This is a genomic window from Flavobacterium johnsoniae, assembly GCF_030388325.1.
GTDB lineage: Bacteria > Bacteroidota > Bacteroidia > Flavobacteriales > Flavobacteriaceae > Flavobacterium > Flavobacterium johnsoniae_C.
The window spans coordinates 1,829,982-1,856,172 of sequence record NZ_CP103794.1; the positions used below are offsets into that span (position 1 = coordinate 1,829,982).

At 32.5% G+C, this 26,191-nt stretch carries 23 protein-coding genes; 13 read left to right on the forward strand and 10 right to left on the reverse strand.

Translation table 11 applies throughout. The annotated features are described in order from the left end of the window. Nucleotides 1-99 precede the first annotated feature (99 nt). Complete coding sequence (gene clpX, locus NYQ10_RS08045; RefSeq protein WP_276175171.1) at nucleotides 100-1,332, forward strand: ATP-dependent Clp protease ATP-binding subunit ClpX; 1,233 nt, start codon at nucleotides 100-102, stop codon at nucleotides 1,330-1,332. A gap of 161 nt (nucleotides 1,333-1,493) precedes the next feature. Then, a complete protein-coding gene (locus tag NYQ10_RS08050) occupies nucleotides 1,494-1,940 on the forward strand; it encodes a hypothetical protein (protein ID WP_289879809.1) in 447 nt (148 codons plus the stop codon). A 91-nt stretch (nucleotides 1,941-2,031) separates the two neighbouring features. On the opposite strand, the gene NYQ10_RS08055 is transcribed toward NYQ10_RS08050, so the two are convergent. Further along, complete coding sequence (locus tag NYQ10_RS08055) at nucleotides 2,032-2,997, reverse strand: GlxA family transcriptional regulator (RefSeq protein ID WP_289879812.1); 966 nt, start codon at nucleotides 2,995-2,997, stop codon at nucleotides 2,032-2,034. A 141-nt stretch (nucleotides 2,998-3,138) separates the two neighbouring features. Here NYQ10_RS08055 and NYQ10_RS08060 point away from each other — a divergent pair, with 141 nt between their 5' ends. The 7 genes from NYQ10_RS08060 to serB all read left to right on the forward strand — a co-directional run bounded on the left by NYQ10_RS08060 (nucleotide 3,139) and on the right by serB (nucleotide 7,262). Next, entirely contained in the window at nucleotides 3,139-3,549 is a 411-nt protein-coding gene (locus tag NYQ10_RS08060) for a VOC family protein (protein ID WP_289879814.1), read from the forward strand. 14 nt (nucleotides 3,550-3,563) lie between these two features. Next, on the forward strand, nucleotides 3,564-3,968 hold the full coding sequence (locus NYQ10_RS08065; RefSeq protein ID WP_289879819.1) for an SRPBCC domain-containing protein: 405 nt from the start codon (nucleotides 3,564-3,566) through the stop codon (nucleotides 3,966-3,968). 33 nt (nucleotides 3,969-4,001) lie between these two features. Next, complete coding sequence (locus tag NYQ10_RS08070; protein WP_289879820.1) at nucleotides 4,002-4,406, forward strand: SRPBCC family protein; 405 nt, start codon at nucleotides 4,002-4,004, stop codon at nucleotides 4,404-4,406. 134 nt (nucleotides 4,407-4,540) lie between these two features. Next, nucleotides 4,541-4,951, forward strand: coding sequence for a VOC family protein (locus NYQ10_RS08075; protein WP_289879822.1), 411 nt, complete (start codon nucleotides 4,541-4,543; stop codon nucleotides 4,949-4,951). Nucleotide 4,952: 1 nt separating this feature from the next. Further along, the gene (locus NYQ10_RS08080; protein WP_289879823.1) at nucleotides 4,953-5,390 is read left to right on the forward strand and encodes an SRPBCC domain-containing protein; all 438 of its coding nucleotides are present in this window, start codon (nucleotides 4,953-4,955) and stop codon (nucleotides 5,388-5,390) included. Between the two features lie 48 nt (nucleotides 5,391-5,438). After that, nucleotides 5,439-5,879, forward strand: a complete 441-nt coding sequence (locus NYQ10_RS08085) for a VOC family protein (RefSeq protein WP_289879825.1) — start codon at nucleotides 5,439-5,441, stop codon at nucleotides 5,877-5,879. 153 nt (nucleotides 5,880-6,032) lie between these two features. Further along, a complete protein-coding gene (serB, locus tag NYQ10_RS08090) occupies nucleotides 6,033-7,262 on the forward strand; it encodes a phosphoserine phosphatase SerB (RefSeq protein ID WP_289879827.1) in 1,230 nt (409 codons plus the stop codon). 265 nt (nucleotides 7,263-7,527) lie between these two features. Here the strand turns inward: serB and NYQ10_RS08095 are convergent, their stop codons facing one another. From NYQ10_RS08095 to NYQ10_RS08105, 3 genes are read right to left on the reverse strand one after another with little or no spacing between them, the layout of a single operon-like run. Further along, nucleotides 7,528-7,929, reverse strand: a complete 402-nt coding sequence (locus NYQ10_RS08095; protein ID WP_289879829.1) for a hypothetical protein — start codon at nucleotides 7,927-7,929, stop codon at nucleotides 7,528-7,530. A gap of 12 nt (nucleotides 7,930-7,941) precedes the next feature. Then, nucleotides 7,942-8,184 carry a redox-active disulfide protein 2 gene (locus NYQ10_RS08100; RefSeq protein WP_289879831.1) on the reverse strand — a complete coding sequence of 81 codons (243 nt, stop codon included), beginning with the start codon at nucleotides 8,182-8,184 and terminating at the stop codon, nucleotides 7,942-7,944. A 21-nt stretch (nucleotides 8,185-8,205) separates the two neighbouring features. Next, nucleotides 8,206-9,717 (reverse strand): GH3 auxin-responsive promoter family protein, encoded by a 1,512-nt coding sequence (locus NYQ10_RS08105; RefSeq protein WP_289879833.1) that lies wholly within the window; start codon nucleotides 9,715-9,717, stop codon nucleotides 8,206-8,208. Between the two features lie 242 nt (nucleotides 9,718-9,959). On the opposite strand from NYQ10_RS08105, the gene NYQ10_RS08110 reads away from it, so the two are divergent. Together NYQ10_RS08110 and NYQ10_RS08115 are read left to right on the forward strand one after the other, a co-directional pair. Then, on the forward strand, nucleotides 9,960-10,754 hold the full coding sequence (locus tag NYQ10_RS08110) for a DUF2797 domain-containing protein (RefSeq protein ID WP_289879835.1): 795 nt from the start codon (nucleotides 9,960-9,962) through the stop codon (nucleotides 10,752-10,754). 168 nt (nucleotides 10,755-10,922) lie between these two features. Next, complete coding sequence (locus NYQ10_RS08115; RefSeq protein ID WP_289879836.1) at nucleotides 10,923-11,969, forward strand: glycosyltransferase family 9 protein; 1,047 nt, start codon at nucleotides 10,923-10,925, stop codon at nucleotides 11,967-11,969. Nucleotides 11,970-12,339: 370 nt separating this feature from the next. Here the strand turns inward: NYQ10_RS08115 and NYQ10_RS08120 are convergent, their stop codons facing one another. From NYQ10_RS08120 to sppA, 3 genes are all read right to left on the reverse strand, one after another. Continuing rightward, nucleotides 12,340-14,943 (reverse strand): AsmA-like C-terminal region-containing protein, encoded by a 2,604-nt coding sequence (locus NYQ10_RS08120; RefSeq protein WP_289879837.1) that lies wholly within the window; start codon nucleotides 14,941-14,943, stop codon nucleotides 12,340-12,342. A 167-nt stretch (nucleotides 14,944-15,110) separates the two neighbouring features. Further along, nucleotides 15,111-16,058: an alpha/beta hydrolase family protein gene (locus NYQ10_RS08125; protein WP_289879840.1), complete on the reverse strand. Its 948-nt coding sequence runs from the start codon at nucleotides 16,056-16,058 to the stop codon at nucleotides 15,111-15,113. A gap of 8 nt (nucleotides 16,059-16,066) precedes the next feature. Further along, entirely contained in the window at nucleotides 16,067-17,824 is a 1,758-nt protein-coding gene (sppA, locus tag NYQ10_RS08130; protein ID WP_289879842.1) for a signal peptide peptidase SppA, read from the reverse strand. 138 nt (nucleotides 17,825-17,962) lie between these two features. Between sppA and folK the strand changes: the two genes are divergently transcribed. Next, complete coding sequence (gene folK / locus NYQ10_RS08135) at nucleotides 17,963-19,096, forward strand: 2-amino-4-hydroxy-6-hydroxymethyldihydropteridine diphosphokinase (protein WP_289879843.1); 1,134 nt, start codon at nucleotides 17,963-17,965, stop codon at nucleotides 19,094-19,096. 93 nt (nucleotides 19,097-19,189) lie between these two features. Here folK and NYQ10_RS08140 read toward each other — a convergent pair whose 3' ends face one another. The 3 genes from NYQ10_RS08140 to NYQ10_RS08150 all read right to left on the reverse strand — a co-directional run bounded on the left by NYQ10_RS08140 (nucleotide 19,190) and on the right by NYQ10_RS08150 (nucleotide 23,291). After that, nucleotides 19,190-22,135, reverse strand: a complete 2,946-nt coding sequence (locus NYQ10_RS08140; RefSeq protein ID WP_289879845.1) for a T9SS type B sorting domain-containing protein — start codon at nucleotides 22,133-22,135, stop codon at nucleotides 19,190-19,192. A gap of 106 nt (nucleotides 22,136-22,241) precedes the next feature. Further along, on the reverse strand, nucleotides 22,242-22,784 hold the full coding sequence (locus tag NYQ10_RS08145) for an RNA methyltransferase (RefSeq protein WP_289879847.1): 543 nt from the start codon (nucleotides 22,782-22,784) through the stop codon (nucleotides 22,242-22,244). A gap of 75 nt (nucleotides 22,785-22,859) precedes the next feature. After that, nucleotides 22,860-23,291, reverse strand: coding sequence for a DUF1573 domain-containing protein (locus NYQ10_RS08150; RefSeq protein WP_289879850.1), 432 nt, complete (start codon nucleotides 23,289-23,291; stop codon nucleotides 22,860-22,862). Between the two features lie 157 nt (nucleotides 23,292-23,448). Between NYQ10_RS08150 and mutS the strand changes: the two genes are divergently transcribed. Then, the gene (gene mutS, locus NYQ10_RS08155) at nucleotides 23,449-26,055 is read left to right on the forward strand and encodes a DNA mismatch repair protein MutS (protein WP_289879852.1); all 2,607 of its coding nucleotides are present in this window, start codon (nucleotides 23,449-23,451) and stop codon (nucleotides 26,053-26,055) included. The last annotated feature ends 136 nt before the right edge of the window (nucleotides 26,056-26,191 follow it).

The following is a 26,191-nucleotide window of genomic DNA, read 5'->3' on the forward strand; positions in this document are numbered from 1 at the left end:
AAAAATAAATATTAAGCTGTAAAGATACTAAGTTTTTAAGTTTTAGATTAAAAAGCTTAGAAACTTAGTATCTTTGCAGCTTAGTAACTTAAATAAAGAATGGCAAAAGTAGTATTAGAATGTTCGTTTTGTGGAAGAAAGAAGCCAGAAACTAATTTATTAATTGCAGGTATCAATGCCCACATTTGTGATAAGTGTATTGAGCAGGCGCACGGAATTGTTTTAGAAGAATTAAAATCTAGCGGAAGCACAAAATTAGTTGGCGACTTAATCTTAAAGAAACCAAAAGAAATTAGGGCTTTTCTAGATCAATATGTTATTGGTCAGGACCAGACTAAAAAAGTGATGTCGGTTGCGGTTTACAATCACTACAAACGTTTAATGCAACAGCAATTAGACGATGAAGTGGAGATTGAAAAAAGTAACATCATCATGGTAGGTCAAACCGGAACAGGAAAAACGTTAGTAGCAAAAACTATTGCAAAAATGTTAGACGTTCCTTTGGCTATTGTTGATGCAACTGTATTAACAGAAGCAGGTTACGTTGGAGAAGATGTTGAAAGTATTTTGACTCGCTTGCTTCAAGCTGCAGATTATGACGTAGCTAAAGCAGAAAGAGGAATCGTATTTATTGACGAAATTGATAAAATTGCGCGTAAGAGCGATAACCCATCAATTACACGTGACGTTTCTGGAGAAGGAGTTCAACAAGCTTTATTGAAATTATTAGAAGGAACAGTTGTAAACGTGCCGCCAAAAGGAGGACGTAAGCACCCGGACCAGAAATTTGTTGAGGTAAATACTCAAAATATCTTGTTTATTGCAGGTGGTGCTTTTGATGGAGTTGAGCGTATTATTTCTAAACGTTTAAATCGTCAGGCAGTTGGTTATTCAACTTCTAAGAATGTTGATAATATTGATAAAGACAATTTACTGCAATATATCATTCCAAAAGATATTAAAGATTTCGGATTGATTCCAGAAATTATTGGGCGTTTACCAGTTTTAACGCATATGGATCCTTTGGATAAAGAAACGCTTCGTGCCATTTTAACACAGCCTAAAAATGCTCTAATAAAACAATATCAGAAATTATTTTTAATGGATGATGTTGAGTTTACTATTACTGATGAAGCTTTAGATTTTATTGTAGATAAAGCTTTAGAATACAAATTAGGAGCTCGTGGATTACGTTCTTTATGCGAAGCAATCTTAACAGATGCGATGTACGAATTGCCAACTTCAGATGATACAAGTTTGTCAATTGATAAAGAATACGCAGAACATACTTTGAGTAAAAATTTATTGAAGCGAATGGAAATTGCTTCTTAAAACTATATTTCACTTTGTCAAAGTTTTAAACTTTGACAAAGTTTACTTCTAAAAACCTGTTCATTTTTGAGCAGGTTTTTTTATGGATGACAGTAATTGATTTTAAGCGAAATAGATTACGAAAAATTAAAAAATATCTATATTAGTTTAAAAATAGAATTATGAAAAAAATAAAATTACTGCTTTCATTTTTAGTTATGTTTTCTACAATATCTGTTTTCGGTCAGGAGAAAACGGCTGTAATCAATGATTTTGTAAAGGCAGTGTTTATTGAAAATAAATCAGCGCAGTTTATTGCCGATCAATATATTTATTTTGAGCCCGCTACTGATTCTAAAGTTTCTATTGCTGAAAGAATAAATTTTATCGAAATGCTTTTATCGAATTTAAGGACGGAAAAAAGTAAAGCATTTGATCCTTCTAATTTTCAAATTGTAAATTACAATGATTTCAGGGGAGATAAGGTAAAGTTTTTGCATGAAACGAACGATTCTTATATTGTTATCACTAAAAATTTTCCTCTAATTTATATTTATTTAAAGGAAAATAAAATCTTCTCTTTTAATTATGTTTTAAAAGGAGGAGAGGCACTCTTTATAACTTACTAGAAAAACGTTCTGTTTGAATGTTCACAACAAAAAATATTGTGCAGAGCAGGACGAAATGTTCTTTTAAAAACAGAATTTCTGGTTCTGAAAATTACTGAACCCTAAATTTTTCTCGATATTCAATAGGTTTCATTCCAACCATTTTATAAAATACTTTTCTAAAAGCTTTTGGATCGTTATAACCTGTTTTTTCTATAATTTCTGAAATTGAAAGTTGTGTTTGTTCCAGATATTTCTTCGAACTTTCAACTCTTATATTTTGCAGATATTCAATTGGCGGAATTCCTGTCACTTGTTTAAAACGGCGTGTCATGTTTCTGGCGCTAGTCGGAATATCTTTGGTAATTTCTTCCAGCTTTTCTATAGAATGATATTGGCTTTCAATTTTTTGTTGCAACATGGCGACCAAAGAATCATTGTGCAAATGATTCGGTCTAAAAGTGCTGAAATAACTTTGTTTATAACGATTCAAATCAATAGAAAATATCTTGGCAATATTAACCGCCATTTCATTCCCGCAGAATTTTTGAACCAAAAGAATCAATAAATGAAAAGTTGAGGTCGATCCGCCGCTAGTATATAAACTTCCATCGGCTGTTAAGGTTTCTTCCGCTTTTAATTTTACCATTGGAAAAGCTTTCGTAAAAGCACTGCAAGCGTCGACATGCGTTGTGGCTAATTTTTCGTTTAACAAACCAGAAGCGGCAAACAAAAATGCTCCCGTACAAAAACTTGCCAATTCGGCTCCGTTTTTATGCTGTTTTTGTAACCACGGAATGAAATTTCGATTCTTCTTTATCATTTCGCTCATATTATCAGTCGTAAAAGCTGGAATCAAAATCAGGTCTAAAACAATATTTGAAGTTTCAATTTCGTTAGAAGTATAACCAAAAACACTTCCTTGATCCGATTGTTCTTTAGATTGAAAAATCATAATTTCAAATGGTTTTTCGGTTCCAGAACTCAATTTATTGGTAGTTTCAAATACTTCTAAAATGGCTGCAATACTTAATAATTTGTAGTCGTGAGGCACGATTAATCCTAACTTCTTGCTCATGATTTTTGTGGTTTTTGAAAATTTACTGCCTAACAAAAATAAACATTTTGTCTTAAATGCCCCTAAAAATGACTTTTATTGTCGTTTTAAACTAATCTTAAAAAATTAAATTTGTTTTAATTAATTCGTAATTTTATAAAGATGAAAACAAAAATCTTCTTAAATCTTGCCGTAAAAGATTTAAACAAAGCAGTGTCATTTTATAACGGACTTGGTTTTTCGACCAATCCAAAATTCACAAACGATAAAGGAGCTTGTATAGTTATTGACGAAAATATATTTGTAATGATTTTGGTAGAAGAGTTTTATCAAACTTTTACAAATAAAAAGATTTGCGATTCTGCAACAACTAGCGAAGTTCTTATTTCAATTTCTCTGGATTCTCGCGAACAAGTTGATGAAATGATTGATAAAGCTGTTAAAGCAGGCGGAGCAGATTATATTCCTGCAAAGGATTATGGATGGATGTATCAAAGAACTTTTCTCGATTTAGACGGACATCATTGGGAAGTTTTCTATATGGATGAAAGTCAGATTCCTCAGGATATGTAATTTAAGTTAAAGACATGATAAAAGTTCAAAACACTATAAATGCCTCAATAGAAAAAGTTTGGAAATTGTGGACATTACCAGAACATATTATGAATTGGAATAATGCTTCTCAGGATTGGCATACTCCATATGTCGAAAATGATTTGAAAGTAGGGAGTAAATTTAAATTTACTATGGCTCTTAAAGACGGTAGCGACAGTTTTGACTTTGAAGGTATTTATACTAAAATAGAAAAGTTTTCATTAATCGAATATAAACTTTTTGACGATAGAATTTCAAGCGTGCGTTTTGAAATCGACAATGATGTTGTAAGAATTACGGAATCATTTGAACCAACAACATCGGAAAACGCAGACATGGAAAAACAATTTTGTTCTGCAATTATTCAAAATTTTAAAAACTACGTCGAATCATTTTAAGGAATAAATTTTATAAACATAAAAACAAGAATAATGATAACAATAAAAAGTACTGTAAAAACTTCATTAGATAAAGTTTGGAATTTCTGGAATGCGCCTGAACATATAACAAAATGGAGTTTTGCTTCACCAGATTGGCATACGCCTTATGCAGAAGCTGATTTAAGAGAAGGAGGAAAATTCAAATCGACTATGGCGGCGAAAGACGGAAGCATGAGTTTTGACTTTGAAGGCGAATTTACTTTGGTAAAACCAAATGAAGCGCTTTCGTACGTTATGGCAGACGGAAGAAAGGTTGAAATTACTTTTAATGAAACTGCAGACGGAGTTGAAATAATTGAAAGTTTCGATCCAGAATCGCAAAATCCAGAAGAAATGCAACGCGCAGGCTGGCAAGCAATTTTGGATAATTTTAAAAATTACGTAGAGAATAATTAATATCCTATAAACTCTAAGTTGCAAAGAAGCAAAGTGACAAAGGTTCAAAGATTAAAAACTTAAAATAGCTTACATTATTTATATGGTTTAAAAAAGAAAAAAATAAATATCTAACCCAACAAAAAAAACAAAAAATGACAAAGCAAATATGGTTGAATCTTCCTGTAAAGGATGTAGCAAAAGCGAAAGATTTTTTCTGGAAAATAGGTTTTTCGTTTAATGAACAGCATGACACACCAAGTTCTACGTGTATGGTTGTAGGTGAAGGGCATTTTGTGGTAATGCTTTTTGAAGAAATGCTTTTTTCTAGTTTTTCGCAAAACAGTATTACAGATACCAAATCAAGTTCTGAAGTATTGATTTCGATTGATGCAGAAAGCAGAGAAGAAGTAGACGAATTGGCAGAAAAAGTCAAAGAAGCGGGCGGAACTGTTTTTGCTCCTCCTGCAGAAAGCCAAGGCTGGATGTACGGCTGTGGTTTTACCGATTTAGATGGTCATCGTTGGAATGTTTTATTTATGGACTTTAGTAAATTACCAAGTTAAAATGGAAAAATTAGTATTTAATATAGATATAAAAGCTTCTAAAGAAAAGATTTGGAAGGTTTTATGGGATGACGAAACGTACAGAAAATGGACAAGTGCTTTTTGTGAAGGAAGTTATGTGGAAACGAGTTGGAACGAAGGAGATAAAATTTATTTTTTAGGCCCAACTGGAGAAGGAATGAATAGTATTATTGAAACTAAAATTCCAAATGAATATATGGCATTTAAGCATGTTGGCGAAATCAAAGATTTTAAAGAAGTGCCGCCCACAGAAGAAACCTTAAAATGGGTAGGAGCAATGGAAACTTACAGATTGACTCAAAAAGGTGATGTCGTAGATCTTCAGGCAGAAGTAGATGTAATTGAAAAACACATCGATTATTTTAAAGAAGCTTTTCCAAAAGGAATGGAAAAAATAAAGGAATTATCTGAAGAATAGAATTCCAAGACATTAACAATTTATAATCAACAACTAACAATTAAAAAAATGGCAGCAATTAATCCTTATTTAATGTTTAACGGAACTTGCGAAGAAGCATTTTTGTTTTACAAATCAGTTTTTGGTGGAGATTTTCCATATATGGGAAAATATAAAGATGCGCCAGCAGAAGAAGGAGAAGTTCTTTCTGAGGAAGCTCTAAACCGAATTATGCATGTTTCACTTCCAATTGGAAATACTATTTTAATGGGAAGTGACAGTCATCCAAGATACGGAGACGTAGGTTTTGGAGATAACTTTTCTATTTCTATCAATACAGAAAGCAGAGAAGAAGCAGATAAAATCTTTAGCGGACTTTCGGCTGGAGGACACGTAGAAATGGCGATGGACGATACTTTCTGGGGATCTTATTTCGGAATGTTTAAAGACAAATTTGGTGTAAATTGGATGGTAAGTTTTGATAAAAATCCGCCAGCAGGAGAATTTTAAAGTTAAGTTATTTTAATACTAAAGCATAATTGTTAAATTACTCAAAAAAGCACATGAAAATGTGCTTTTTCGTTTTAAAAAAACAATGATTATTCTTTTTTATCAACAAGAGATTGCCGATTTTTGTCGCTTCATAAAATCAAGAAAGATAAAATGGCAGCAGAAGATAAAGAGATAATTTTATTAAAAGTTTCAGGACACGATAAAATTGGGGTTACGGCAGGTTTAACAGCTGTTTTGGCAGCTTACGACGCTAATATTTTAGATATTGGTCAAGCCGATATTCACGACACACTTTCTTTAGGAATCTTGTTCGAAATTGAAGCTGGATCTTCCTCTGCACCAGTCTTAAAAGATTTATTGTTTAAAGCCTACGAATTAGAAATCAAAGTAAAATTTATTCCGATTTCTATCGAAGATTACGAAAAGTGGGTAAAATCACAATCTAAACAGCGCTACATCATCAATATTTTGGGCGAAAAACTGGCGGCTTCTCAATTGTCAGCAGTAACTCAAATAATGTCAGATCAAAACTTAAATATCGATTCGATTATTCGTTTAACAGGAAGAACTTCTGTTGTCGAAAAAGAAGAATATCCGCGTTCTTGTATCCAATTGTCTGTAACGGGCGAAATTGTAAACAAGATCATTATGACAGCGAGTTTTATGGAAATTTCCAGAACACTTAATGTTGATATTTCTTTCCAAGAAGATAATATTTATAGAAGAAACCGCCGTTTGGTTTGCTTCGATATGGATTCTACTTTAATCCAAACCGAAGTAATCGATGAATTAGCAGAACTTAATGGAGTAGGAGATCAAGTTCGTGCTATAACAGAATCTGCTATGAACGGTGAAATTGATTTCAATGAAAGTTTCAAAAAACGTATGGCGTTACTTGAAGGTTTAAGCGAAGAAGTTTTGCAAAACGTTGCGATTAATTTACCAATCACACAAGGTGCGCATCGTTTGATGAAAGCCTTAAAATACTACGGTTATAAAACCGCAATTCTTTCTGGAGGATTTACTTATTTTGGAGAATACCTTCAAAAAGAACTCGGAATAGATTATGTTCACGCCAATAAATTAGAAATAAAAGACGGAAAACTAACTGGTAAATATATCGGCGATATAGTTGATGGTCAGAAAAAAGCAGAATTCTTAAAAGCAATCGCCGAAAAAGAAGGAATTCATATCAACCAAACCATTGCAGTTGGAGACGGAGCAAACGATTTGCCAATGCTAAATTTAGCTGGTCTTGGAATCGCTTTTCACGCAAAACCAAAAGTAAAAGAAAGCGCTTCAACCTCAATCTCAAGTTTAGGTCTTGATGGTGTTTTATATCTTTTAGGCTACCATGACCGATATATTGATATGATGTAAATCTAGTTTGTCACCCTGAGCGAAGTCGAAGGGTTCAACACAATATTGTCATTTCGACGAAGGAGAAATCTCCACAAGAAACTCGACAATCAAAATAAAAACAAAAACCTCAGTCTTTCAAATTAAGAGCTGAGGTTTTTTTTATGGGCATGTCCCGCCAGAAAAAGGCGGGTCGGGCTATCCGTTCCAATCTTTTTGTCCGCCGCGGCGGACAAAAAGGATTTTCACTGCTATCCCTCATGCGGATTTAGTGGAATTAGCGTTATTAAATTATATCAATAGTAAAATCAACTTTAGTTCTAACGTGATATCCTTCATGTTCTCCACAAAGCCATTTTGGAGATTTCAAAATCACATTTTTAAGATCTTGTTTTACTTTGTTTTCAATCTTTTTATTAAAAACAATATTGGTTAGTGATCCATCAATCTCAACAATAAAGTTTAAAGAAATTGATCCTTTGAAATTTTTACCAGCTTTTGTCTTTTTAAAGTTTTCTAAAATATATGCTGTAAATTTATCTTTACCACCATTAAATTCAGGCTTTACTTGAACTGTTTCAAAATCATAAAGTTTTTTCTGAATCGGACTTAATGGTTCAATCTCTTGAGAAGTTGATTTGTGTGCTAAAAAAACAAAGAATAAAAACAACAAGATTCTTTTAGTCATGAAGATTAATTTTTATTTTCTCGATTCCAATTCTTTCTTAATCTCCTTTAAATTGCTCAAATTCAAAAAAAGTATCGGAAGCAAAGCAATCGGAACAACATTCATTGCGCTAAAACCTTTCATAAAAACAATGAAAATATTAAGAGCAAAAAGCATAAATAATACAACAGCAAAAATAGTATTCACCGTTTTCAATGTTTTCTGGTTTTTAATGAGTTCTTCAGTGCTCATATCGCTGAATTTGGTATTTTTCATATTTCTAATAAATATAATTGTTTAACACATTTCCTTCAATTGCTCCAAATAATCTCTCTGATTTGAAAGTCTCGGAATTTTATGCTGTCCGCCTAATTTGTCTCTTTCTTTCAGCCAATCATAGAATAAATTCTCACGTGCAACATTAATTACCAAAGGATTCAAGGTCATATTATTGTAGCGTTTTGCTTCGTAATCAGAATTTAAAGTTTGCAAAGTTTCATCGAGAACTTTTTGAAAAAGACCAACATCAGCTGGTTTTTTCTTGAATTCGATCATCCATTCATGCGCACCTTTTTCTTTGTCTTGCATAAAAATAGGGGCAACCGTATAATCTATAACTTCTGTTTGAGTAACCTGACACGCTTTTGCAATTGCCTGATCGGTGTTTTCAACCATTAATTCTTCGCCAAAAACATTAATATGGTGTTTAGTTCTTCCTGTAACTCTAATTCTATATGGATTTAAAGAAGTAAAACGAACCGTATCTCCAATTAAATAACGCCATAAACCAGAATTTGTAGTAATTACAATAGCGTAATTCTTGTTTAATTCAACATCCGCCAGACGAACGACTTTTTGGTTTGGAGTTCCAAAAGTATCCATTGGAATAAATTCATAGAAAATTCCATAATCAAGCATTAACAATAAATCACTAGAATAATTTAAATCCTGAATGGCAAAAAAGCCTTCAGAAGCATTGTAGATTTCGTAATATTTAAAATCTGAACTTGGCAGAATTTTTTTGTATTGTTCTTTGTACGGAGAAAAACTCACGCCACCATGAAAATAAACTTCAAGATTTGGCCAAAGTTCCAGTAAGTTTTGTTTGCCAGTATTTTCTAAAACTTTATTCATTAAAACCAGCATCCAAGATGGAACGCCTGCAAAACTTGTTACATTTTCATTCTTAGTTTCATTAATAATAGCAGCAATTTTAGTTTCCCATTCGCTCATTAACGAAGTTTTGCTGCTTGGTGTACTGCTGAATTCAGCCCAAATTGGCATATTTTCAATCAAAATTGCCGATAAATCACCAAAGAAAGTATTGTTGTTTTCGTAAATCTGAGAGCTTCCTCCCAAGCGAAGACTTTTTCCTAAAAACAATTCAGAATCTTCATTATTATTCAAATAGAGACATAATAAATCTTTACTTCCTTTATAATGACAATCTTCCAAAGCTTCATTACTTACAGGAATAAATTTACTTTTTGCGTTTGTTGTACCGCTCGATTTTGCAAACCATTTAATTGGCGTTTCCCAAAAAACGTTTTGTTCGCCCAAACGCGTGCGTTCAATTAGCGGTTGTAATTCTTCGTAAGTCGAGATTGGAACTCTTTCTGCAAATGTCTGATAGGAATTGATACTTGAAAAATCGTATTGTTTTCCTATAATTGTATTTTCAGATGCCGTCAATAAGTTGTGCAATAATTCTTCTTGAACTTCATTTGGGTATTTTAAAAAAAGCTCTATTTGATGAATTCTCTGTTTAAGAACCCAAGATGCAAACGAATTGATTATTGATAAAGGCATGAATTTGGTTTTTAGTTAACTGATTTTAGGTTTTTAAGTCACGCAATAAATGCAAAAACAAAAAACTTAAAATTTGAATATCGATAGACAAATAGTAACTTTGTCTTCATATCAAAAATAATGTTTTTTTGTAAAAAACAATTCTATTTAGAACAATTATTCTAGTCGATAAGTAGAATTTTAACACTAAAATTTTTAATTCTTTGATAAATCTAAATCAGCAATAATAAATAAAAATACGAATGCAATATCAAGGTGTCCTGACAAAAATGCAAACCGAACTTGGAAGTCCAATTCAATATTATTTGGTTTTCGAAGATAGTTTTTTAAATGTCAATCAGTTATTAGATAAAGAAATTGAAATTAACTTTATTGGATATCAATGTTTGAATTGCAATAAAAAGAAAAAAATATACCGACAAGGTTTTTGTTACGACTGTTTTTATTCAAGTCCAGCAGTTGGAGACTGGATTATGCGACCAGAATTGAGTACGGCGCATTTAGGAATTGCGGATAGAGATTTAGATTATGAATCTAAAGTTCAATTGCAGCCTCATATTGTTTATTTGGCGGCGGCATGCGAAATAAAAGTTGGTGTTACGCGCAAAACGCAAGTTCCAACACGTTGGATCGATCAGGGCGCTTCGCAAGCAATTGCGGTTGTAGAGGTTCCAAATCGATATTTGGCAGGAATTACAGAGGTTGCTTTAAAAAATCATTATACCGATAAAACCAATTGGAGAAAAATGCTGCAGAATTCAGTTGAGGTTTTTGATTTGGTTGCCGAAAAAGTCAAAATTGAAAGTTTAATTCCAGATGAGGTTAAAGAATATTTCTACTCGCAAAAGAATGACCTTTATGATTTACAATATCCAGTTTTGAGTTATCCCGCAAAAGTAAATAGTTTGAATTTGGATAAAATGCCTTCTTTCAGCGGAAAATTAACTGGAATTAAAGGTCAATATTTGCTTTTTGAAAACGGAACAGTGTTTAATGTTCGTGGTTCCGAAGGATATGTTGTTACGGTAAACGTGTAAGGTTTTATTACTAAATTGTTATCTTTTTTTAGATTAAAATTATTTTAATTTAAAAATTACAATTTATTTGATGGTTTTGTGTTAATTAATTGATGAATAATTATAGCTTTGGGTTGCTAAAGCAAATAAAGTTTTCAAAAAACAATTAGTTTAAAAAACAAATACCACATGAGCAGCAAAAAAAAGGTCAACGCTTTTAGGCGTTCTCTAATGCAGAGTTTAACCAAGAATGTTGGGAATTTAGACATTAGAAATATCGAACCAATTGATAAAAGCAAGATAAAAAAAGTTTTAATCTGTAGACCAAACGGCAGATTAGGAAACATGCTGTTAATTACTCCTTTGGTCGAAGAAGTGACGAAAACCTTTCCAGGATGTACAATTGATGTATTTGTAAAAGGTTTTTTGGCTCCTATTGTTTTTGAAAATTACGACAATGTTGATAAAATTATTCCACTTCCAAAAAAACCTTTTAAAGAACTAGTAAAATACTTTAAGGTTTGGACTTTGATTAGAAAACAAAATTATGATCTCGCTATAAATGTAGATCAGAATTCTTCTTCTGGAAGGCTTGGAGTAAAATTTTCAACTGCTAAATATAAGTTTTTCGGAAATCTGCCTGAAGGAGTTAATTTAAATCATGAAGATTACGAACACATTGCAAAATATCCAGTCTACAATTTGAGGTATTTTTTAAGTCAGGTTGGAATCGAAGATAAAAATGAGCCTGTTGCTCTAATTGATTTAAAATTATCAAAAGAAGAAATTGCAAACGGCAAACAAATTTTAGATAAAATTATTGATCCAAACAAAAGGTCAATTGCGATTTTTACCTTTGCTACAGGAGAAAAATGCTACAGTACAGATTGGTGGGCAGAATTTTATACCGCTTTGAAAAACGAATTTCCAGACGAAAATATTTTTGAAGTTTTACCAGTCGAAAATGTTTCTCAAATCAATTTTGAAGCACCTACTTTTTATAGTAAAGATATTAGAGAAATTGGTTCTGTTTTAGCAAATGTAGATGTTTTTGTCGGAGCAGATAGCGGTATTATGCATCTTTCAAGTGCAGCAAAAGCGCCTACATTAGGTTTGTTTTCTGGTTCGAATATTAAAAAATATGAACCTTACGGAAACGGAAGCAAAGGTTTAGATACAAATGTTTTAGGTGTTTCAGATTTTATAAAAGCGATAAAAGAAGTTCTAAATAAATAAAATTTAAATAAACCAAAAAGAAAATCCTGTTCGAAAGAACAGGATTTTTTTATTAATATAAAACTGATTTTAAAAAAGCTTCGGAGAAGCAAAATGTTTATAGATGTCTAATGTAAAAGTTAAAAAAGCTCCAGAGGATCGAAATATTATAGATAAGGGGGATTATGTACCGCTCCGCTGGAGCTTATATTGTACATGCGAATTCTTTTTCTATAAATATTTTGCTTCTCCGAAGCATTTAAAAAATAAAATGGGAACTAAATTTGTTTAGTTCCCATTTTATTAAGTTCAAAATGAGCCGAAACATTAGTTGAATTTGGTCAAAAAAACTTAGAATCTTAGCCTCTTAGAACCTTAGTATCTTAAAAAATTACGGATTCTTTTTCTTGAAAAGACCATTTAACAAGTCGCTTGCTTTTTTAGTCGCTTCTTGAGTTTTTTGCTCTTTCTCTGTTTTTGCTGCCTGAGTTGTATCTTTTGCTTTTGTGTTTTTGTTTATTAAATCCGTAAGTGCTGAAGTTCCTTTTTGAGTCAGTTTTTCTTTCTGCTGATTTACCAATTGCGTGGTTAAATTACTTACAGCAGTTTTCATGTCAGTACTTATTTTAGGATTCGAAAAGTTTCCAGTCAAAGTCGCATTAATCGGAATGTTATCTAATTTTGCTGCATCTGCAGGAGATAATTTTGCGATTAAATTATTGGCTTCCGTACCTAAATATTTCGCAGGAACATCAAATTTTAAATTGTAATTCATCGTTTGGTCAAAACCGTGAGTTCCGCCAACTGTTACTTTAATGTCTTGGTATTTAATGTCAAAAGGTTTGATATTTACTTTTCCGTTATCAAAAGTTAAAGCTGCTTTTATGTCGTTTAGATTTACTTTATTTAAATCAACAAATTTCACATTTGAACTTAAAGCTTTCAGTAAAGTTGAATTTTGAGAATTTACAGTTGTAGAAAGCAATTGACCAATTAAATCTCCAGAAATCGATTTTAAATCTGGCGTTAATTCTTTTGCGTCCAGATTTCCATTCAATTTAATAGTCGAATTTAATTTTCCGTTAATGATTCCAGCAATTGGAGCAATTTTTTTCATCATGTCCAATTGCGTAAAAGTTTGTGCAATATCAACTTGATTAAAGCCTAAATTCATGTCAAACGTTGGCACTTTTTCTTTTGTAGAAACCGCTCCGTTAAGACCAATTGATCCTCCAAAAATATTGGTTTTGAAGTTTTCTAAAGTCGCTTTTTCGTCTTTAATAAGCAGTCTTCCAGAAACATCTTTCAGTTTTAAATTGTCATATAAAACCGTTGTCGCTTTTGCATTTAAAGTACAATTTAAGAAAGCTGGAATTTTCATTGCTTCTGCCGGTTTTGCAGCAGTTTTGGTTTCTGCTTTTGCAGGTTCTCCAGCGGTCATGAAATCGTCAACCGCCAATTGATTTGAACTCATATTGAAGTTTCCTCTCAATTCTTGTTTTTTAAACATAAAACCATAGAAATTCTCCAAAACTCCATTAATGCTAATGTCACTTTTTCCAGTTGTAGCATCAAATTGTTTTAAGTTGATTCTACTCGGATTGAATTCTACCAAAGCGGTACTGATGTTCATTGATTTGTTGTTTTCATCAGTATATTTAAATCCTGACAAACTCATTGTACCCGCATTTTTGATGTTTTGGTATTGACTTTTTTCTACAGAAGCCATATCAAAATTTGTAGTAACATCGGCTTTTAAAATACCTGCCAAAGGTTTGTCCATTTTAATTGGATATGCTTTTGAAAGATTCGCCAAGTTGATTGTTCCTTTTAAAGCTGCATCAACAATCGGATTTACGGTAATATTTTTAATATTCGCTTTAGCGTTAAAAACATCTTGATCAATTCTAAAAGACAGCTTATCTAAATTCACATAAGTGTCATTTAAAATTCCAGTTTCGTTAATGATTTTAGTGTCAATAACAATATTCTGAACTGATTTTGGAAGATTCGGATATTGGAAAGAAGCATTGTTTGATGCGATTTCTACATTAAATTTCGGAACCGTAGTTTCTGTTAATTCTCCTTTTGCAAAACCTTTTACCGTAAAATCTCCAGTCGTTTTTACGCCATCTAAGCTAGAAGAATAAGCAGAAGGAATCAAACCTAAAAAGTTTGTAAAAGAAGAAGTCGGGGTTTTAAATTTCAAATCGTAAATCTGTTTGTTATCAGCCATTTGAATAAATCCGTCGAACTCTAAAGGCAATTGGTTGATTAAAGCTTTATTTTCCTTAAAAGTATATTTGCTTTTATCTAAATCAATTCCAAGAATAGCGTCTAAAGTAAGTTTTACATTTTTCATGTAATTCATTTTATCCATGTCTAATGAAACTTTTGCAGTAGTTTTTGTATTCAAATCTAATTTTGAATTGGTAAAATCTCCAGTTCCTTCGTGGTTTAAACTGTCAATTACCATTTTAATTTTAGAACCTTGATCGATGTATCTAAAAGTAAAATTCTCGATTTTATAATTCTGGATTTTTAAAGAAAGCGGTTTGCTTGCTTCGTCTTTTTTGTCTTCTTTTTTATCTTTTAATGCGATATCAAAGTTTCCAACACCGTCTTTATTGAAAATAATATTTACTAATCCGTTTGTAGAACTAATTCCTTGAATGTTTAATGGTTCGTCTTTTCCTTTAAAAAGTTCTTTAACACTCATTTTTAAGTTTAATTCGCCTAGCGAAACCAAAGTGTCCCCTTCAAAAGGCGCTTTGTTTATAATAACAAGTTTTTCAATCCCAACGGTTGCGTTCGGGAAATTTTTAAACAAACTTAAATCAGCATCTGTAAAACTAACTTTAGCATCAACACTTTCGTTAATAGCTTCGACAATTTTGGCTTTGATCTGATCTTTAAATAAAAAAGGTAAGGCAAATAATGCGGCAACAAGAACCACAATTACAATGGCGCTTATTTTTAAAACTTTCTTTAGCATATAATTAGATTTGAGGGTTTCTTAAAATCGACCTTGCAAAAATAGTTTTTTTTACAAGAGTCTCAAGATAAAGTTTTCTTAAATTGTAAGAATATTACTTTATTTTGTTAAATAAAAAAATCCGTTTGAAACTACTTCAAACGGATTTTACATCTTGTTTATTTTAATTATTTCTTAATAAATGAAACAATTTTCTCTATGAGTGTTTCCGAAAGCGGAAGTGTTTCATTATTATAACTTGCCATATTTGCATTTTGATCGCCGTCAATAATTTTCATCATATGATTCATTTTATCAATAATTGCCATTTCAGCACTTTTATTGGCTTTAGATAAATTTTCAGCGTCTTTAACAGCAATCTGCAAATCATTGTTTCCCTGTAAAATTAAAATCGGAATAGTCAATTTACTAATTTCTGTTTGCGGATTGTATTTGAACCATGAAATTAAATAAGGTTGCACACTTGGTCTGAAAAGAGCATTCAGCATTGGATCTACTTTTTTTACTTCAAATCCGTTTTTTAAACTATCAATAATTGGAAAAGTCATGTCGTCCAATTGTTTCATTTTTTTTGCAGCAATCTGCGTTTTTATAATCTGATCTGCTGGTTCGCCCGCGCCTGCAATCGAAACAAATTTATCGGCTTTTGCACTGGCAACCATTCCGATTAACGAACCTTCGCTATGACCAATTATAATGATTTTTGAAAAACGTTTATCTAGTTTTAAATAGTTTATCCAGCTTTTTGCGTCTTGAATATAGTTTTCGAAAACCAAACTACTCTCAGAACCTCCAGCAGCTTTACTTTCTCCAATTGCTCTTTTATCATATCTTAATGATGCAATTCCGTTTTTAGCTAACGCTTCTGCCAACATTTTTAACGAATTGTTTTTCATCATCGGATTATTTCCGTTTCTGTCTGTTGGTCCAGAACCTGCAATAATCAAAGCAACGGGAACTCTGCCAGTTAAATCTGGCATAGTCAATGTACCAAATATTTGGTCATTATTGATTTTAAGTATCGCTGGACTTTCCTTAAAAGTGATTTCTTTTTTGGTTTGAGCATTTAAAACGCTCAAAAACAAAACCGTCAAAAAAAGAATTATTTTGTTCATTTTTTTACTTAATAAATATTAATTCCGTACGGCATAATCGCTTGAACGCCTTTTTGTTTCTGAAATTTCTTTACTTGTTCAATTAGAAGATAATTTTCCTCTCCAATTTCTTCTTTCAAAAAAGCTTCTTTAGACTTCGCAAAAGGTAAACCTGAAAGCAAATCATTAAAAGTCTTTTCGTATTCTGGGTAATTTTGAGTGCTGTAATTTTTTACTTTAGCAATTCGAGCAGCTTCTGTAATGGCATCATTTAATCCGCCGATTTTGTCTACTAAACCTAATTTTAAGGCTTCAGTTCCAGACCAAACTCTTCCTTGAGCGATGGCGTCAACTTGGTCGAAAGTCATTTTTCTGCCTTCCGCTACATGCGTAACAAAAGTGTGGTAAATTTTTTCAACTCCTTCTAAAGTAAAAGCTTTAAATTTTTCATCAACAGCCACAAACGGACTGTAATTTGCTGAATTCTCGTGAGTTTTAACTTGTTCGGAATTAATTCCTAATCTATTCGCAAGCGGACTAAAGTTCGGAAGCATTCCGAAAACCCCAATAGAACCTGTAATTGTATTATTTTCAGCAAAAATTGTATTGGCATTGCAAGCAATGTAATAACCTCCAGAAGCTGCATAATTTCCCATAGAAACCACAACTGGCTTTACTTTTTTAGTAATTTCAATTTCTCTCCAAATCAAATCAGAAGTTAGAGCGCTTCCACCTGGACTGTCAATTCTTAGCACAATTGCTTTTACATCGTCATTTTTTCTTGCTTCTTGCAAAGAACGGCGCATTGAACCTTCACCAATAGTATTTACATCGCCTTCGCCGCTTCCGATTTCGCCTTGAGCGTAAATAATCGCGATTTGATCGGTTGCTGTGTTGGCTAAAGCTGTAGTAACATTATTTTGAGTGTAATCTGAGATTGAAATTTTATTGTAATCTTCATCTTCTTTTACTTTCAGCGCTTTTCTGATTGCATTATGATAAACATCTTCATAAGCTATAATATCTACTAAATGCTGTTGTTTTGCCATTTCTGGAGTTCTAGCAAGAAGTCCGTTTGCGATTTCGTTTAATTTTGGCAATGGAATATTTCTACTTTTTGAAATATCAGTTGAAACGGTTGTCCAGATAGAGTTCAAAAGAGCTGTCATTTGTTCTCTATTGGCGTCGCTCATTTTATTTTCTAAGAAAGGTTCAACGGCACTTTTGTATTTTCCATGACGAATAACTTCCATATGAATACCAGATTTATCCTGAAAATCCTTGAAAAACATTACTTCAGAAGAAAGACCTTTAAAATCTAAATCTCCCGCTGGATTGATGTAAATCGTGTTGGCAACAGAATTTAAATAATATTCTTTCTGCGAATAAGTATTCGCGTAAGCCCAAACAAATTTTCCTGATTTTTTGAATCTTTCAAGTGCATTTCTCAAGTCTTTATATTGAGCAAGACCAAGAGAAGATTCGTCATTTAAAATTGAAATTCCTTTGATGTTGTCATCCGTTTTAGCGGCATCAATTGCATTGATTACGTCGGTTAAACCGATGCCTTTTTTATCTGAGAAAACACTTACCCACGGATCTTTATATTTTCCTGCGTAATCGTTCTTGATTTCTTTTAAATTCAATTCAATAACCGAATCAGATTTGACAGAAACGGTGTCATCGCCACCAAAAAGAGCGCCGATAAAAATTACTCCAAAAAAGAAGAGCATCATAAAAACAAAAATACCAATAACGGTGGCAAGTACATTTCCTAAAAACTTCATATGTATATTTTTTTAATAAGTCGTGAAAAATGGTAAAATGTTACAAATTAGAAATCTAAAATTTATGATTAAATCTAGACGTCGTTTCACAAATATATTGGTTAATTCTAAAATAGTTTTAGTTAATTTGCATTAATTATGAAATTACAGCATCAAGTCGTTTTATCGATAGGCAGCAACCAAGGCAGCAGACTAGAAAACATCCAAAATTGTATTGATTTAATTCATCAAAAAGTTGGATCTGTTGTAAAAGTTTCTAAACTTTATGAAACTCCCGCGTGGGGTTTTGAAAGTGATGCTTTTTATAATTGCGCACTTCTCTTATACACGAATTCATCTGCGCAAAAGATTCTAAATCAGATTTTAAAGGTTGAAAAAGAATTGGGTAGAATCCGCTTGAATCAAGAAGGTTATCAATCTAGAATTATAGATATTGATTTGATTGTTTTTGATGATGAAATTATTGATTCAGAAAAATTGAATGTTCCGCATCCTTTAATGCAGAATAGAAATTTTGTTTTGCTTCCGATGCAGGATTTGAAATTAAATTGGAAACATCCCATTCTGCAAAAAACAATTTCTGAGCTAATTGCAACAACACCAGACGAAAGTGTTTGCGCAATAGTTCAAGATTTGAGAAGTCCGTTGGATGAAATTCCGTTAAACCAATTTAATTATGTTGCTTTTGAAGGAAATATTGGTGCGGGAAAAACCACTTTAGTTCATAAAATAGCAGAAGATTTTAATGGAAAAACCGTTTTAGAAAGATTTGCTGATAATCCGTTTTTGCCTAAATTTTATAAGGATCAAAATCGATATGCTTTTCCTTTAGAAATGTCTTTTCTGGCAGATCGTTACCAGCAATTGTCAGATGATTTAGCGCAGTTTGATTTGTTTAAAGATTTTATTGTTGCCGATTATCATATTTTTAAATCTTTGATTTTTGCTAAAATTACGTTGCAGGAAGATGAATATCGATTGTACAGAAATCTTTTTGATATCATTTACAAAGAAATGCCAAAGCCAGATTTGTATGTTTATCTGTATCAGAATACAGAACGTCTTTTGCAAAACATCAAAAAACGCGGACGTTCTTACGAGCAAAATATTGAAGCTGCTTATTTAGAAAAAATTAATAACGGATATTTAGAATACATAAAATCGCAAACAGATTTAAATGTTCTAATCATTGATGTTTCTGATCGCGATTTTGTAAAAAAACACGAAGATTACATTTTTATCTTAAACGAAATCAAGAAAAAGCTATGCTAATGTGTTAATTAGAAAATGAGTCAATTAGATAATTTCCTAAAAACACTGTTTGAATTATCTAATTATTAAATTGACATATTCTCTCATTAAAAACTATCTTTTTAAAGTAAAATGTCCTCTTAAAATAGGCATGGAATCGTCTACTTTTAAAGCATACCAATAATCTGAAGAGGGAAGCGGAACTTGGTTTGAAGTACCATCCCAGCTCATTTTAGATTTGCTTAATACTGCAACCAATTTTCCGTATCGATCAAAAATGGTTACTTGTGCTTGCGGATAATTTTCCATTCCAGTTACTTCCCAAACGTCATTGAAGGTGTCATTGTTTGGAGTGAAAAATGGAGGGAAAACAAGAACAACAAACTGTTTGGTAACTTCTCCGCATCCGTTTTTTTCTCTTATATATGCAGTTTGCAATCCCGCAGGAACATCATAAAAAACATTATAAGCTTGGTAGTTAATTCCATCTACAGAATATTCAAAGTATTCCTCTGCTTTTACAGGAAAAATAATGGCTCTTGTTCCTTCAACATTTATGCGGTCTATTTGCGGAATTTTATGTTCTTCAACAACGATCGTTTTTCTGCTCGTACAATTTTCTGGTGATGGACTTGTTACATCAACGGTATAAGTTCCTCCAGTATTTATGGTTGTAGTTTGAGTTGTTGCTCCATTAGACCATAAATAATTCATTCCCGAAATTCCAGCATCGAGTGTTATCGTTTCAAACTCGCATAAAGTCAAATTTTCATCTGTAACAACAGGCGGCGTGTAAATAATAATATTTACAGCGGTTCTATTAGGATTTATGCATCCATTACTCGAAGCTTCAGCATAATAAGTTGTATTCGAAGAAATAGAAGGAGTTGTGAAATTGCTTCCTGTAAAAATACTGGTTCCGCCAGTTGGGGCAGTAAACCAGTTAATTGTTCCAATATTCGATGTTGCTTCTAAAGTTACTGTTCCTGCTCCGCATCTTGAAACATTAGCGTTGGCAACAGTTGGATTATTTGGCGTTTGATTTATTGTAGCAATAACAGGTTTACGATTTGCTTCGCAGCCAGCATCTACGTAATAAGTTGTTGTTGTGGTTATTGTTGGAGTTGTGTAAGTATTTCCAGTTCCTAATAAATTTCCTCCAGTTGCAGCGTCGTACCAACTAATTGTTGCTCCAGCAGTCGCAGTTGCACTAAGATTAAAGCTTCCAAAATCACAAAGCGGACTCGGATTTGCAGCAGGCATTGCAACTGGAATTGTGATTTTGGTGCTCGCGGCAATTTTCAATGGAGCTTCGCCTGGCATTCCTCCAAACTCAACTACATAACCTTTTGGCTGGTAATTATCTCCAGGAATCAATGATCCTGTATCTGATAAATCGTTCCACGAACCTTTTATTCCAACTCCGGGCTGAGTAATGTGTGCGTAATCTTCATTGCCTTGATTATTTGGTTCTCCAGTATTCCAAAAAGTATAACTCATTACAGTTCCTGCTTCAGGACCGGTAACCCATTTCCAAACACCTTCAGTTTCGGCATCACTTCCGCCAATCCATCCAGTTCCAGAGGCTTGTTCTCCAACTAGTTTTGCTTCATCTGCAGATAAAATTGTTGCCAAATATCCTTTAAGTCCGTAATATACTAGGGTTTCTGCTTCTGCTTTTGCAGTTGTCCATCTAATGCCAACCGTTGGTATGTACATATAGAAGTGACCTGTAGAAGCTAAATAATTTGCTTTTCCAATTGTTATTGAAAAAGTTTTTACTCCAGATATTGTTGCAGAAGGATTTGAAAACACAACATCTTTTATAATCGATTCTAAATCAGAGTATAATATTTCGCTTCCGTTTGATTTGGTAATTGTTAATTTTCCAGCAACCGGATCCCACTGCGTTACGATTGTTGGATACGCAGTCGAATTTGAAAGCGTAAGCAGATCTCCGCTAGAATAACCAGAAGAAATTTGAACATAACCAGCTGTTGTTCCTGTTTCATTTGGATCATGAGTAACAGAAAATGTTTCTACAATTTTTATTTCAGAACCAGGACAATATGTTTGGTCTCCTGTAGCGTTTAATTCTGGTATGCTATAAATAACTTTGCTGCAATCGTTAGAATAAAAAGAAGTTGCATCTTTATAGGTTGACCAATTCGTCATAGAATAAATCTCGTTATCAACATCTATACAGGTAAGGGAACTATTTATTTTAAAATTACCAATAGAAAGCAACGTGTTTTTTCCGTTTCTTAAATCCAATTTAGTAAGCTGATTGTCATCTATTAATAAACGTTCAATAGCTATGTTTTTAGAAAAATCTAACTCAGTTATTTGGTTGTGACTACAATAAATGTTAATTAAATTAGGGCTGTTAGTAACGTCTAAGCTTGATAATTTATTATTACTGCATTCTAAATTGGTTAAAATTGTGCTCGAACTTAAATTGAGACTTGTTATTAGATTATCGCCACAGCTTAAACTATTTAAAACGGCACAAGTCGAAACATCTAAGAAGGTTATTTGATTTTTGTTACATTGAACAAAATCTAGCAATGTATTTTTAGATAAATCTAAAGAAGTTAATTTATTCTCTGCGCAATATAGTTTTGTAAGGGCAATATTTTTTGAAAGATCTAAACTGGTTAAATTGGTCTTTTCACATTCAAGTTCTTTTAATAAAATATTATTAGAAAGATCTAAACTCGACAACTGAGTTAGACTGCAACTCAAATTGGTTAAAGCGATATTTTTAGAAAGATCTAAAGTAAATATCGGATTTTGAACACAATACAATTCTTTTAAAGAAATAAAATCTTCTATACCGCTTAAGTTTGTAATTCCTCTATTAGAAATATTTAAGCTAATTACGCTTGCTGCACTTGATGTTAAAACTCTACCGTCTCTAGGAGCAGAATCAATTCCGAAATCAATTAAGGCTTGCTCAAAGTTGACATCAGGAATGGAAGTATATTGTGCGAATCCAACAGTGCTGGAAAGCAGTAAGATAAATAAAGTTGATATTTTTAAGAAAATGTATTTTTTCATTTTATAAAAGTATCAATTTTATAATAATAAAAAAATATTTTTATATTTCTAACATTTAATGTATTAGAAATATGTTAAAATCACATTTATAATGTAAAAATATTCTTTAATTGTTATTTGGCCAATTTATTTTTTGAAACAAATCCCAAACTACAATTCCTGCACTTACAGAAATGTTAAGAGAGTGTTTAGTTCCTAGCTGCGGAATTTCGATGCATCCGTCGCAAATTGCAACTGCTTCTTGAGAAACTCCAAAAACTTCATTACCAAAAACTAAAGCATATTTTTGGTCTTTTTTAATTTCGAAATCCTGAAGAAAAACCGAACTTTCAACTTGTTCAATTGCCATTGTCAGAACATTTTCTTTTTTCAGATTTTCAATTACTTCCAAAACATTTTCATGATGTTCCCAAGCAACAGTTTCTGTAGCGCCAAGTGCGGTTTTGTGAATTTCTTTATTGGGAGGAGTTGCAGTGATTCCGCATAAGATTATTTTTTCAATCAAAAACGCATCTGCTGTTCTAAAAACAGAACCAATATTATGCAGGCTTCTAATATCGTCTAAAACTAATATTAAAGGTGTTTTTTCAGATTTCTTAAAATCTTCAATTGATTTGCGGTCTAGTTCACTATTTTCGAGTTTTCTCATTTGTTTTGAATTCTAGTCATAAAAAAAGCTTCCAAAGGTAAGGAAGCTTTTTGATTATTTTAAATGTTTTTCAGATTAGCTTTTTACTGGATCTGGTAAAACAGTACCTTTAATAGTAAGGATTTTTGTAGGTTGTCCTTCAGCATTAGAACTAACAGTTACCGTTTTTGTAAATGCACCAACTCTGTCAGTAGCATATTTTACACCAATAATACCTTTAGCTCCTGGAGCGATTGGTTCTTTTGGAATAGATGGAACTGTGCATCCGCAAGATCCTTGAGCGTTAGTAATGATTAACGGTTTTGTTCCGTTGTTTACAAGAACGAATTCACGTTTTCCATCAGCATTGTGAGCGATAGTTCCGTAATCGATAGTTTCGTTTTCGAAAACCATTCCAGCTCCTTCAATTTTAGCCACTTTAGTAGCTTTAGCTTTTTTAGTTGTTTGCGCATTAGTAGCTGTGATACCAGCAACAGCTAACATAGCGAATAAGATTATTTTTTTCATCTTTAAGGGTCTTTTTTTAAATGATAAACAAAGCTATGTAAAAAACTTAAATCACAACCTAAAAATATCTTAAAATATTTTAATTTTTGAAGCTTTCCATATTCCTCCAAAAAATCATAAATTCGCTGTCTTAATTTTTCATTTAAAACATAATAATTTGGCAGCTAAAGAGAAAGTGGTGAAAGAAACACCTTTAATGAAACAGTACAATGAAATCAAGGCAAAATATCCTGATGCATGTCTGCTTTTCAGAGTAGGAGATTTTTATGAAACCTTTGGAGAAGACGCCATTAGAGCTTCTAAAATTTTAGGTATTACTTTAACTAAAAGAGGGGCGGGGTCTGATACTGAAACGGCTTTGGCTGGTTTTCCTCATCATTCTGTAAATACTTATTTGCCAAAATTGGTAAAAGCGGGACTTCGTGTTGCAATCTGCGACCAATTAGAAGATCCAAAAATGACAAAAACAATCGTAAAAAGAGGCGTAACGGAGCTTGTAACTCCTGGAGTTTCTTTGAATGATGAAGTTTTGCATTCTAAATCAAATAACTTTTTAGCATCTGTTTATTTTGCTAATAAAAATATCGGAATTTCTTTTTTAGATGTTTCAACGGGAGAATTTTTAACAGCTCAGGGAAATGCAGAATACATTGATAAATTATTGCAGAATTTTAACCCGAGCGAAGTTCTAGTTCCAAAGAATAATAAAGGTGATTTTAAAACTGCTTTTGGAGAAGATTTTCATAGTTTTTACTTAGAAGATTGGATTTATAAAGAAGATTATGCTTTAGAAACCTTGACAAAGCATTTTCAAACCGTTTCTTTAAAAGGATTTGGAGTTGAAGAATTAAAAGAAGGAATCATTGCTTCTGGTGCAATTTTGTATTATCTGTCAGAAACACAACATAATCGCGTGCAGCATATTACGGCAATTCAACGCATTGCAGAAGATGCTTATGTTTGGATGGATCGTTTTACAATTAGAAACTTAGAATTATATCACAGTTATAATCCGAATGCGGTTACGCTTTTGGATGTTATTGATAAAACGCTTTCTCCAATGGGAGGACGTTTGTTAAAACGTTGGTTGGCATTGCCTTTAAAAGATGCAAATAAAATAAAAAGCCGTCATGAGGTTGTGGCGTATTTAAAATCGAACCCTGAAATTCTGCATAATATTCAATACCAAATTAAGCAGATTTCAGATTTAGAACGTTTAATTTCTAAGATTGCGGCTGGAAAAGTTTCGCCTCGAGAAATTGTTTATTTGAAAGAATCTTTGGATGCAATTATTCCAATAAAAACTCTAGCGCTTCAAAGTCCGCAAGAAGCTGTAAAAGTAATTGGAGATAGTTTGCATGCTTGCGATTTGCTTCGCGAAAAAATTAAAAATACACTAAATCAAGACGCGCCTGTTGCCATTGCAAAAGGAAATGCGATCGCAAGCGGAATTAGTGCAGAATTAGATGAATTGCGCGCTATTTCAACTTCTGGAAAAGAATTTTTAGAAGGAATTGAAAGAAGAGAATCAGAAAGAACGGGAATTTCTTCATTGAAAATTTCTTTTAATAATGTTTTCGGATATTATATTGAAGTTAGAAATACGCATAAAGATAAAGTTCCAGAAGAATGGATTCGTAAACAAACTTTGGTAAATGCAGAACGCTATATTACAGAAGAGTTAAAAGAATACGAAACCAAAATTTTAGGTGCTGAAGAAAAGATTTATAAAATCGAATCTGAACTTTTCGAGCAATTAGTAGCTTGGATTTCAACTTATATCAAACCAGTTCAAATGAATGCGTATTTGGTTGCGCAATTAGATTGTTTGTGTTCGTTTACGCAAATGGCTGTGGAAAATCAATATGTGCAGCCTGAAATTGATGAAACTTATGAATTAGATATTAAAAACGGAAGACACCCCGTAATTGAAAAACAATTACCAGTTGGAACTCCATATATTGCCAATGATGTTTTCTTGGATAGAGAAACTCAGCAAATTATCATGATTACCGGTCCTAATATGTCGGGTAAGTCGGCTATTTTGAGACAAACAGCGCTAATTGTACTTTTGGCTCAAATGGGAAGTTTTGTTCCTGCGGATAGTGTTAGAATGGGAACTGTGGATAAGATTTTTACCAGAGTTGGAGCTTCGGATAATATTTCGATGGGAGAATCTACTTTTATGGTCGAAATGAATGAAACGGCTTCTATTTTGAATAATATTTCAGACAGAAGTTTGGTTTTATTGGATGAAATTGGAAGAGGAACCAGTACGTATGATGGAATTTCGATTGCTTGGGCAATTGCGGAGTTTTTGCACGAGCATCCTTCGAGAGCCAAAACATTATTTGCAACGCATTATCATGAATTAAATGAGATGACCGAATCGATGCCGAGAATTCAGAATTTTAATGTCGCGGTAAAAGAATTAAAAGATACAGTTCTTTTTGTTAGAAAGCTTGTAAAAGGTGGAAGCGCACATAGTTTCGGAATTCATGTTGCTAAAATGGCGGGAATGCCTCAGCTTGTGATAACTAAAGCTCAGAAACTTTTGAAAAAGCTAGAGAAGAATCATTCAAGTGATGCTTTGAACGGAATAAAAGCAGCTAACGATGAAATGCAAATGAGTTTCTTTAATCTTGATGATCCTTTGTTGGAAGAAATAAAAGAAGAAATTTTAAGTCTCGACATTAATGCCATCACTCCGGTAGAAGCGTTAATGAAATTGAACGAGATTAAAAGAATGTTGGTTAAAAAATAAATTCTAGAAAATTTAAATTTTAAAGTTTTTGTTATCAGAATGTTATAAAATAAGTCGATTTTTTTTTCGAAAAACGCTTGTGTAATTGAATAAATGTCCTAAATTTGCACTCGCAATACGAAACAAATCAAGTGTT

Bases quoted from the DNA above. Each gene is read 5' to 3' on its own strand.
- NYQ10_RS08145 (WP_289879847.1), bottom strand. From the start codon at position 22,784: ATGAGAAAACTCGAAAATAGTGAACTAGACCGCAAATCAATTGAAGAT.
- NYQ10_RS08050 (WP_289879809.1), top strand. From the start codon at position 1,494: ATGAAAAAAATAAAATTACTGCTTTCATTTTTAGTTATGTTTTCTACA.
- serB (WP_289879827.1), top strand. From the start codon at position 6,033: ATGGCAGCAGAAGATAAAGAGATAATTTTATTAAAAGTTTCAGGACAC.
- NYQ10_RS08075 (WP_289879822.1), top strand. From the start codon at position 4,541: ATGACAAAGCAAATATGGTTGAATCTTCCTGTAAAGGATGTAGCAAAA.
- NYQ10_RS08140 (WP_289879845.1), bottom strand. From the start codon at position 22,135: ATGAAAAAATACATTTTCTTAAAAATATCAACTTTATTTATCTTACTG.
- NYQ10_RS08085 (WP_289879825.1), top strand. From the start codon at position 5,439: ATGGCAGCAATTAATCCTTATTTAATGTTTAACGGAACTTGCGAAGAA.
- NYQ10_RS08150 (WP_289879850.1), bottom strand. From the start codon at position 23,291: ATGAAAAAAATAATCTTATTCGCTATGTTAGCTGTTGCTGGTATCACA.
- NYQ10_RS08115 (WP_289879836.1), top strand. From the start codon at position 10,923: ATGAGCAGCAAAAAAAAGGTCAACGCTTTTAGGCGTTCTCTAATGCAG.
- sppA (WP_289879842.1), bottom strand. From the start codon at position 17,824: ATGAAGTTTTTAGGAAATGTACTTGCCACCGTTATTGGTATTTTTGTT.
- clpX (WP_276175171.1), top strand. From the start codon at position 100: ATGGCAAAAGTAGTATTAGAATGTTCGTTTTGTGGAAGAAAGAAGCCA.
- NYQ10_RS08055 (WP_289879812.1), bottom strand. From the start codon at position 2,997: ATGAGCAAGAAGTTAGGATTAATCGTGCCTCACGACTACAAATTATTA.
- NYQ10_RS08105 (WP_289879833.1), bottom strand. From the start codon at position 9,717: ATGCCTTTATCAATAATCAATTCGTTTGCATCTTGGGTTCTTAAACAG.
- NYQ10_RS08095 (WP_289879829.1), bottom strand. From the start codon at position 7,929: ATGACTAAAAGAATCTTGTTGTTTTTATTCTTTGTTTTTTTAGCACAC.
- NYQ10_RS08060 (WP_289879814.1), top strand. From the start codon at position 3,139: ATGAAAACAAAAATCTTCTTAAATCTTGCCGTAAAAGATTTAAACAAA.
- folK (WP_289879843.1), top strand. From the start codon at position 17,963: ATGAAATTACAGCATCAAGTCGTTTTATCGATAGGCAGCAACCAAGGC.
- NYQ10_RS08125 (WP_289879840.1), bottom strand. From the start codon at position 16,058: ATGAACAAAATAATTCTTTTTTTGACGGTTTTGTTTTTGAGCGTTTTA.
- NYQ10_RS08070 (WP_289879820.1), top strand. From the start codon at position 4,002: ATGATAACAATAAAAAGTACTGTAAAAACTTCATTAGATAAAGTTTGG.
- NYQ10_RS08100 (WP_289879831.1), bottom strand. From the start codon at position 8,184: ATGAAAAATACCAAATTCAGCGATATGAGCACTGAAGAACTCATTAAA.
- NYQ10_RS08110 (WP_289879835.1), top strand. From the start codon at position 9,960: ATGCAATATCAAGGTGTCCTGACAAAAATGCAAACCGAACTTGGAAGT.
- NYQ10_RS08065 (WP_289879819.1), top strand. From the start codon at position 3,564: ATGATAAAAGTTCAAAACACTATAAATGCCTCAATAGAAAAAGTTTGG.
- NYQ10_RS08120 (WP_289879837.1), bottom strand. From the start codon at position 14,943: ATGCTAAAGAAAGTTTTAAAAATAAGCGCCATTGTAATTGTGGTTCTT.
- NYQ10_RS08080 (WP_289879823.1), top strand. From the start codon at position 4,953: ATGGAAAAATTAGTATTTAATATAGATATAAAAGCTTCTAAAGAAAAG.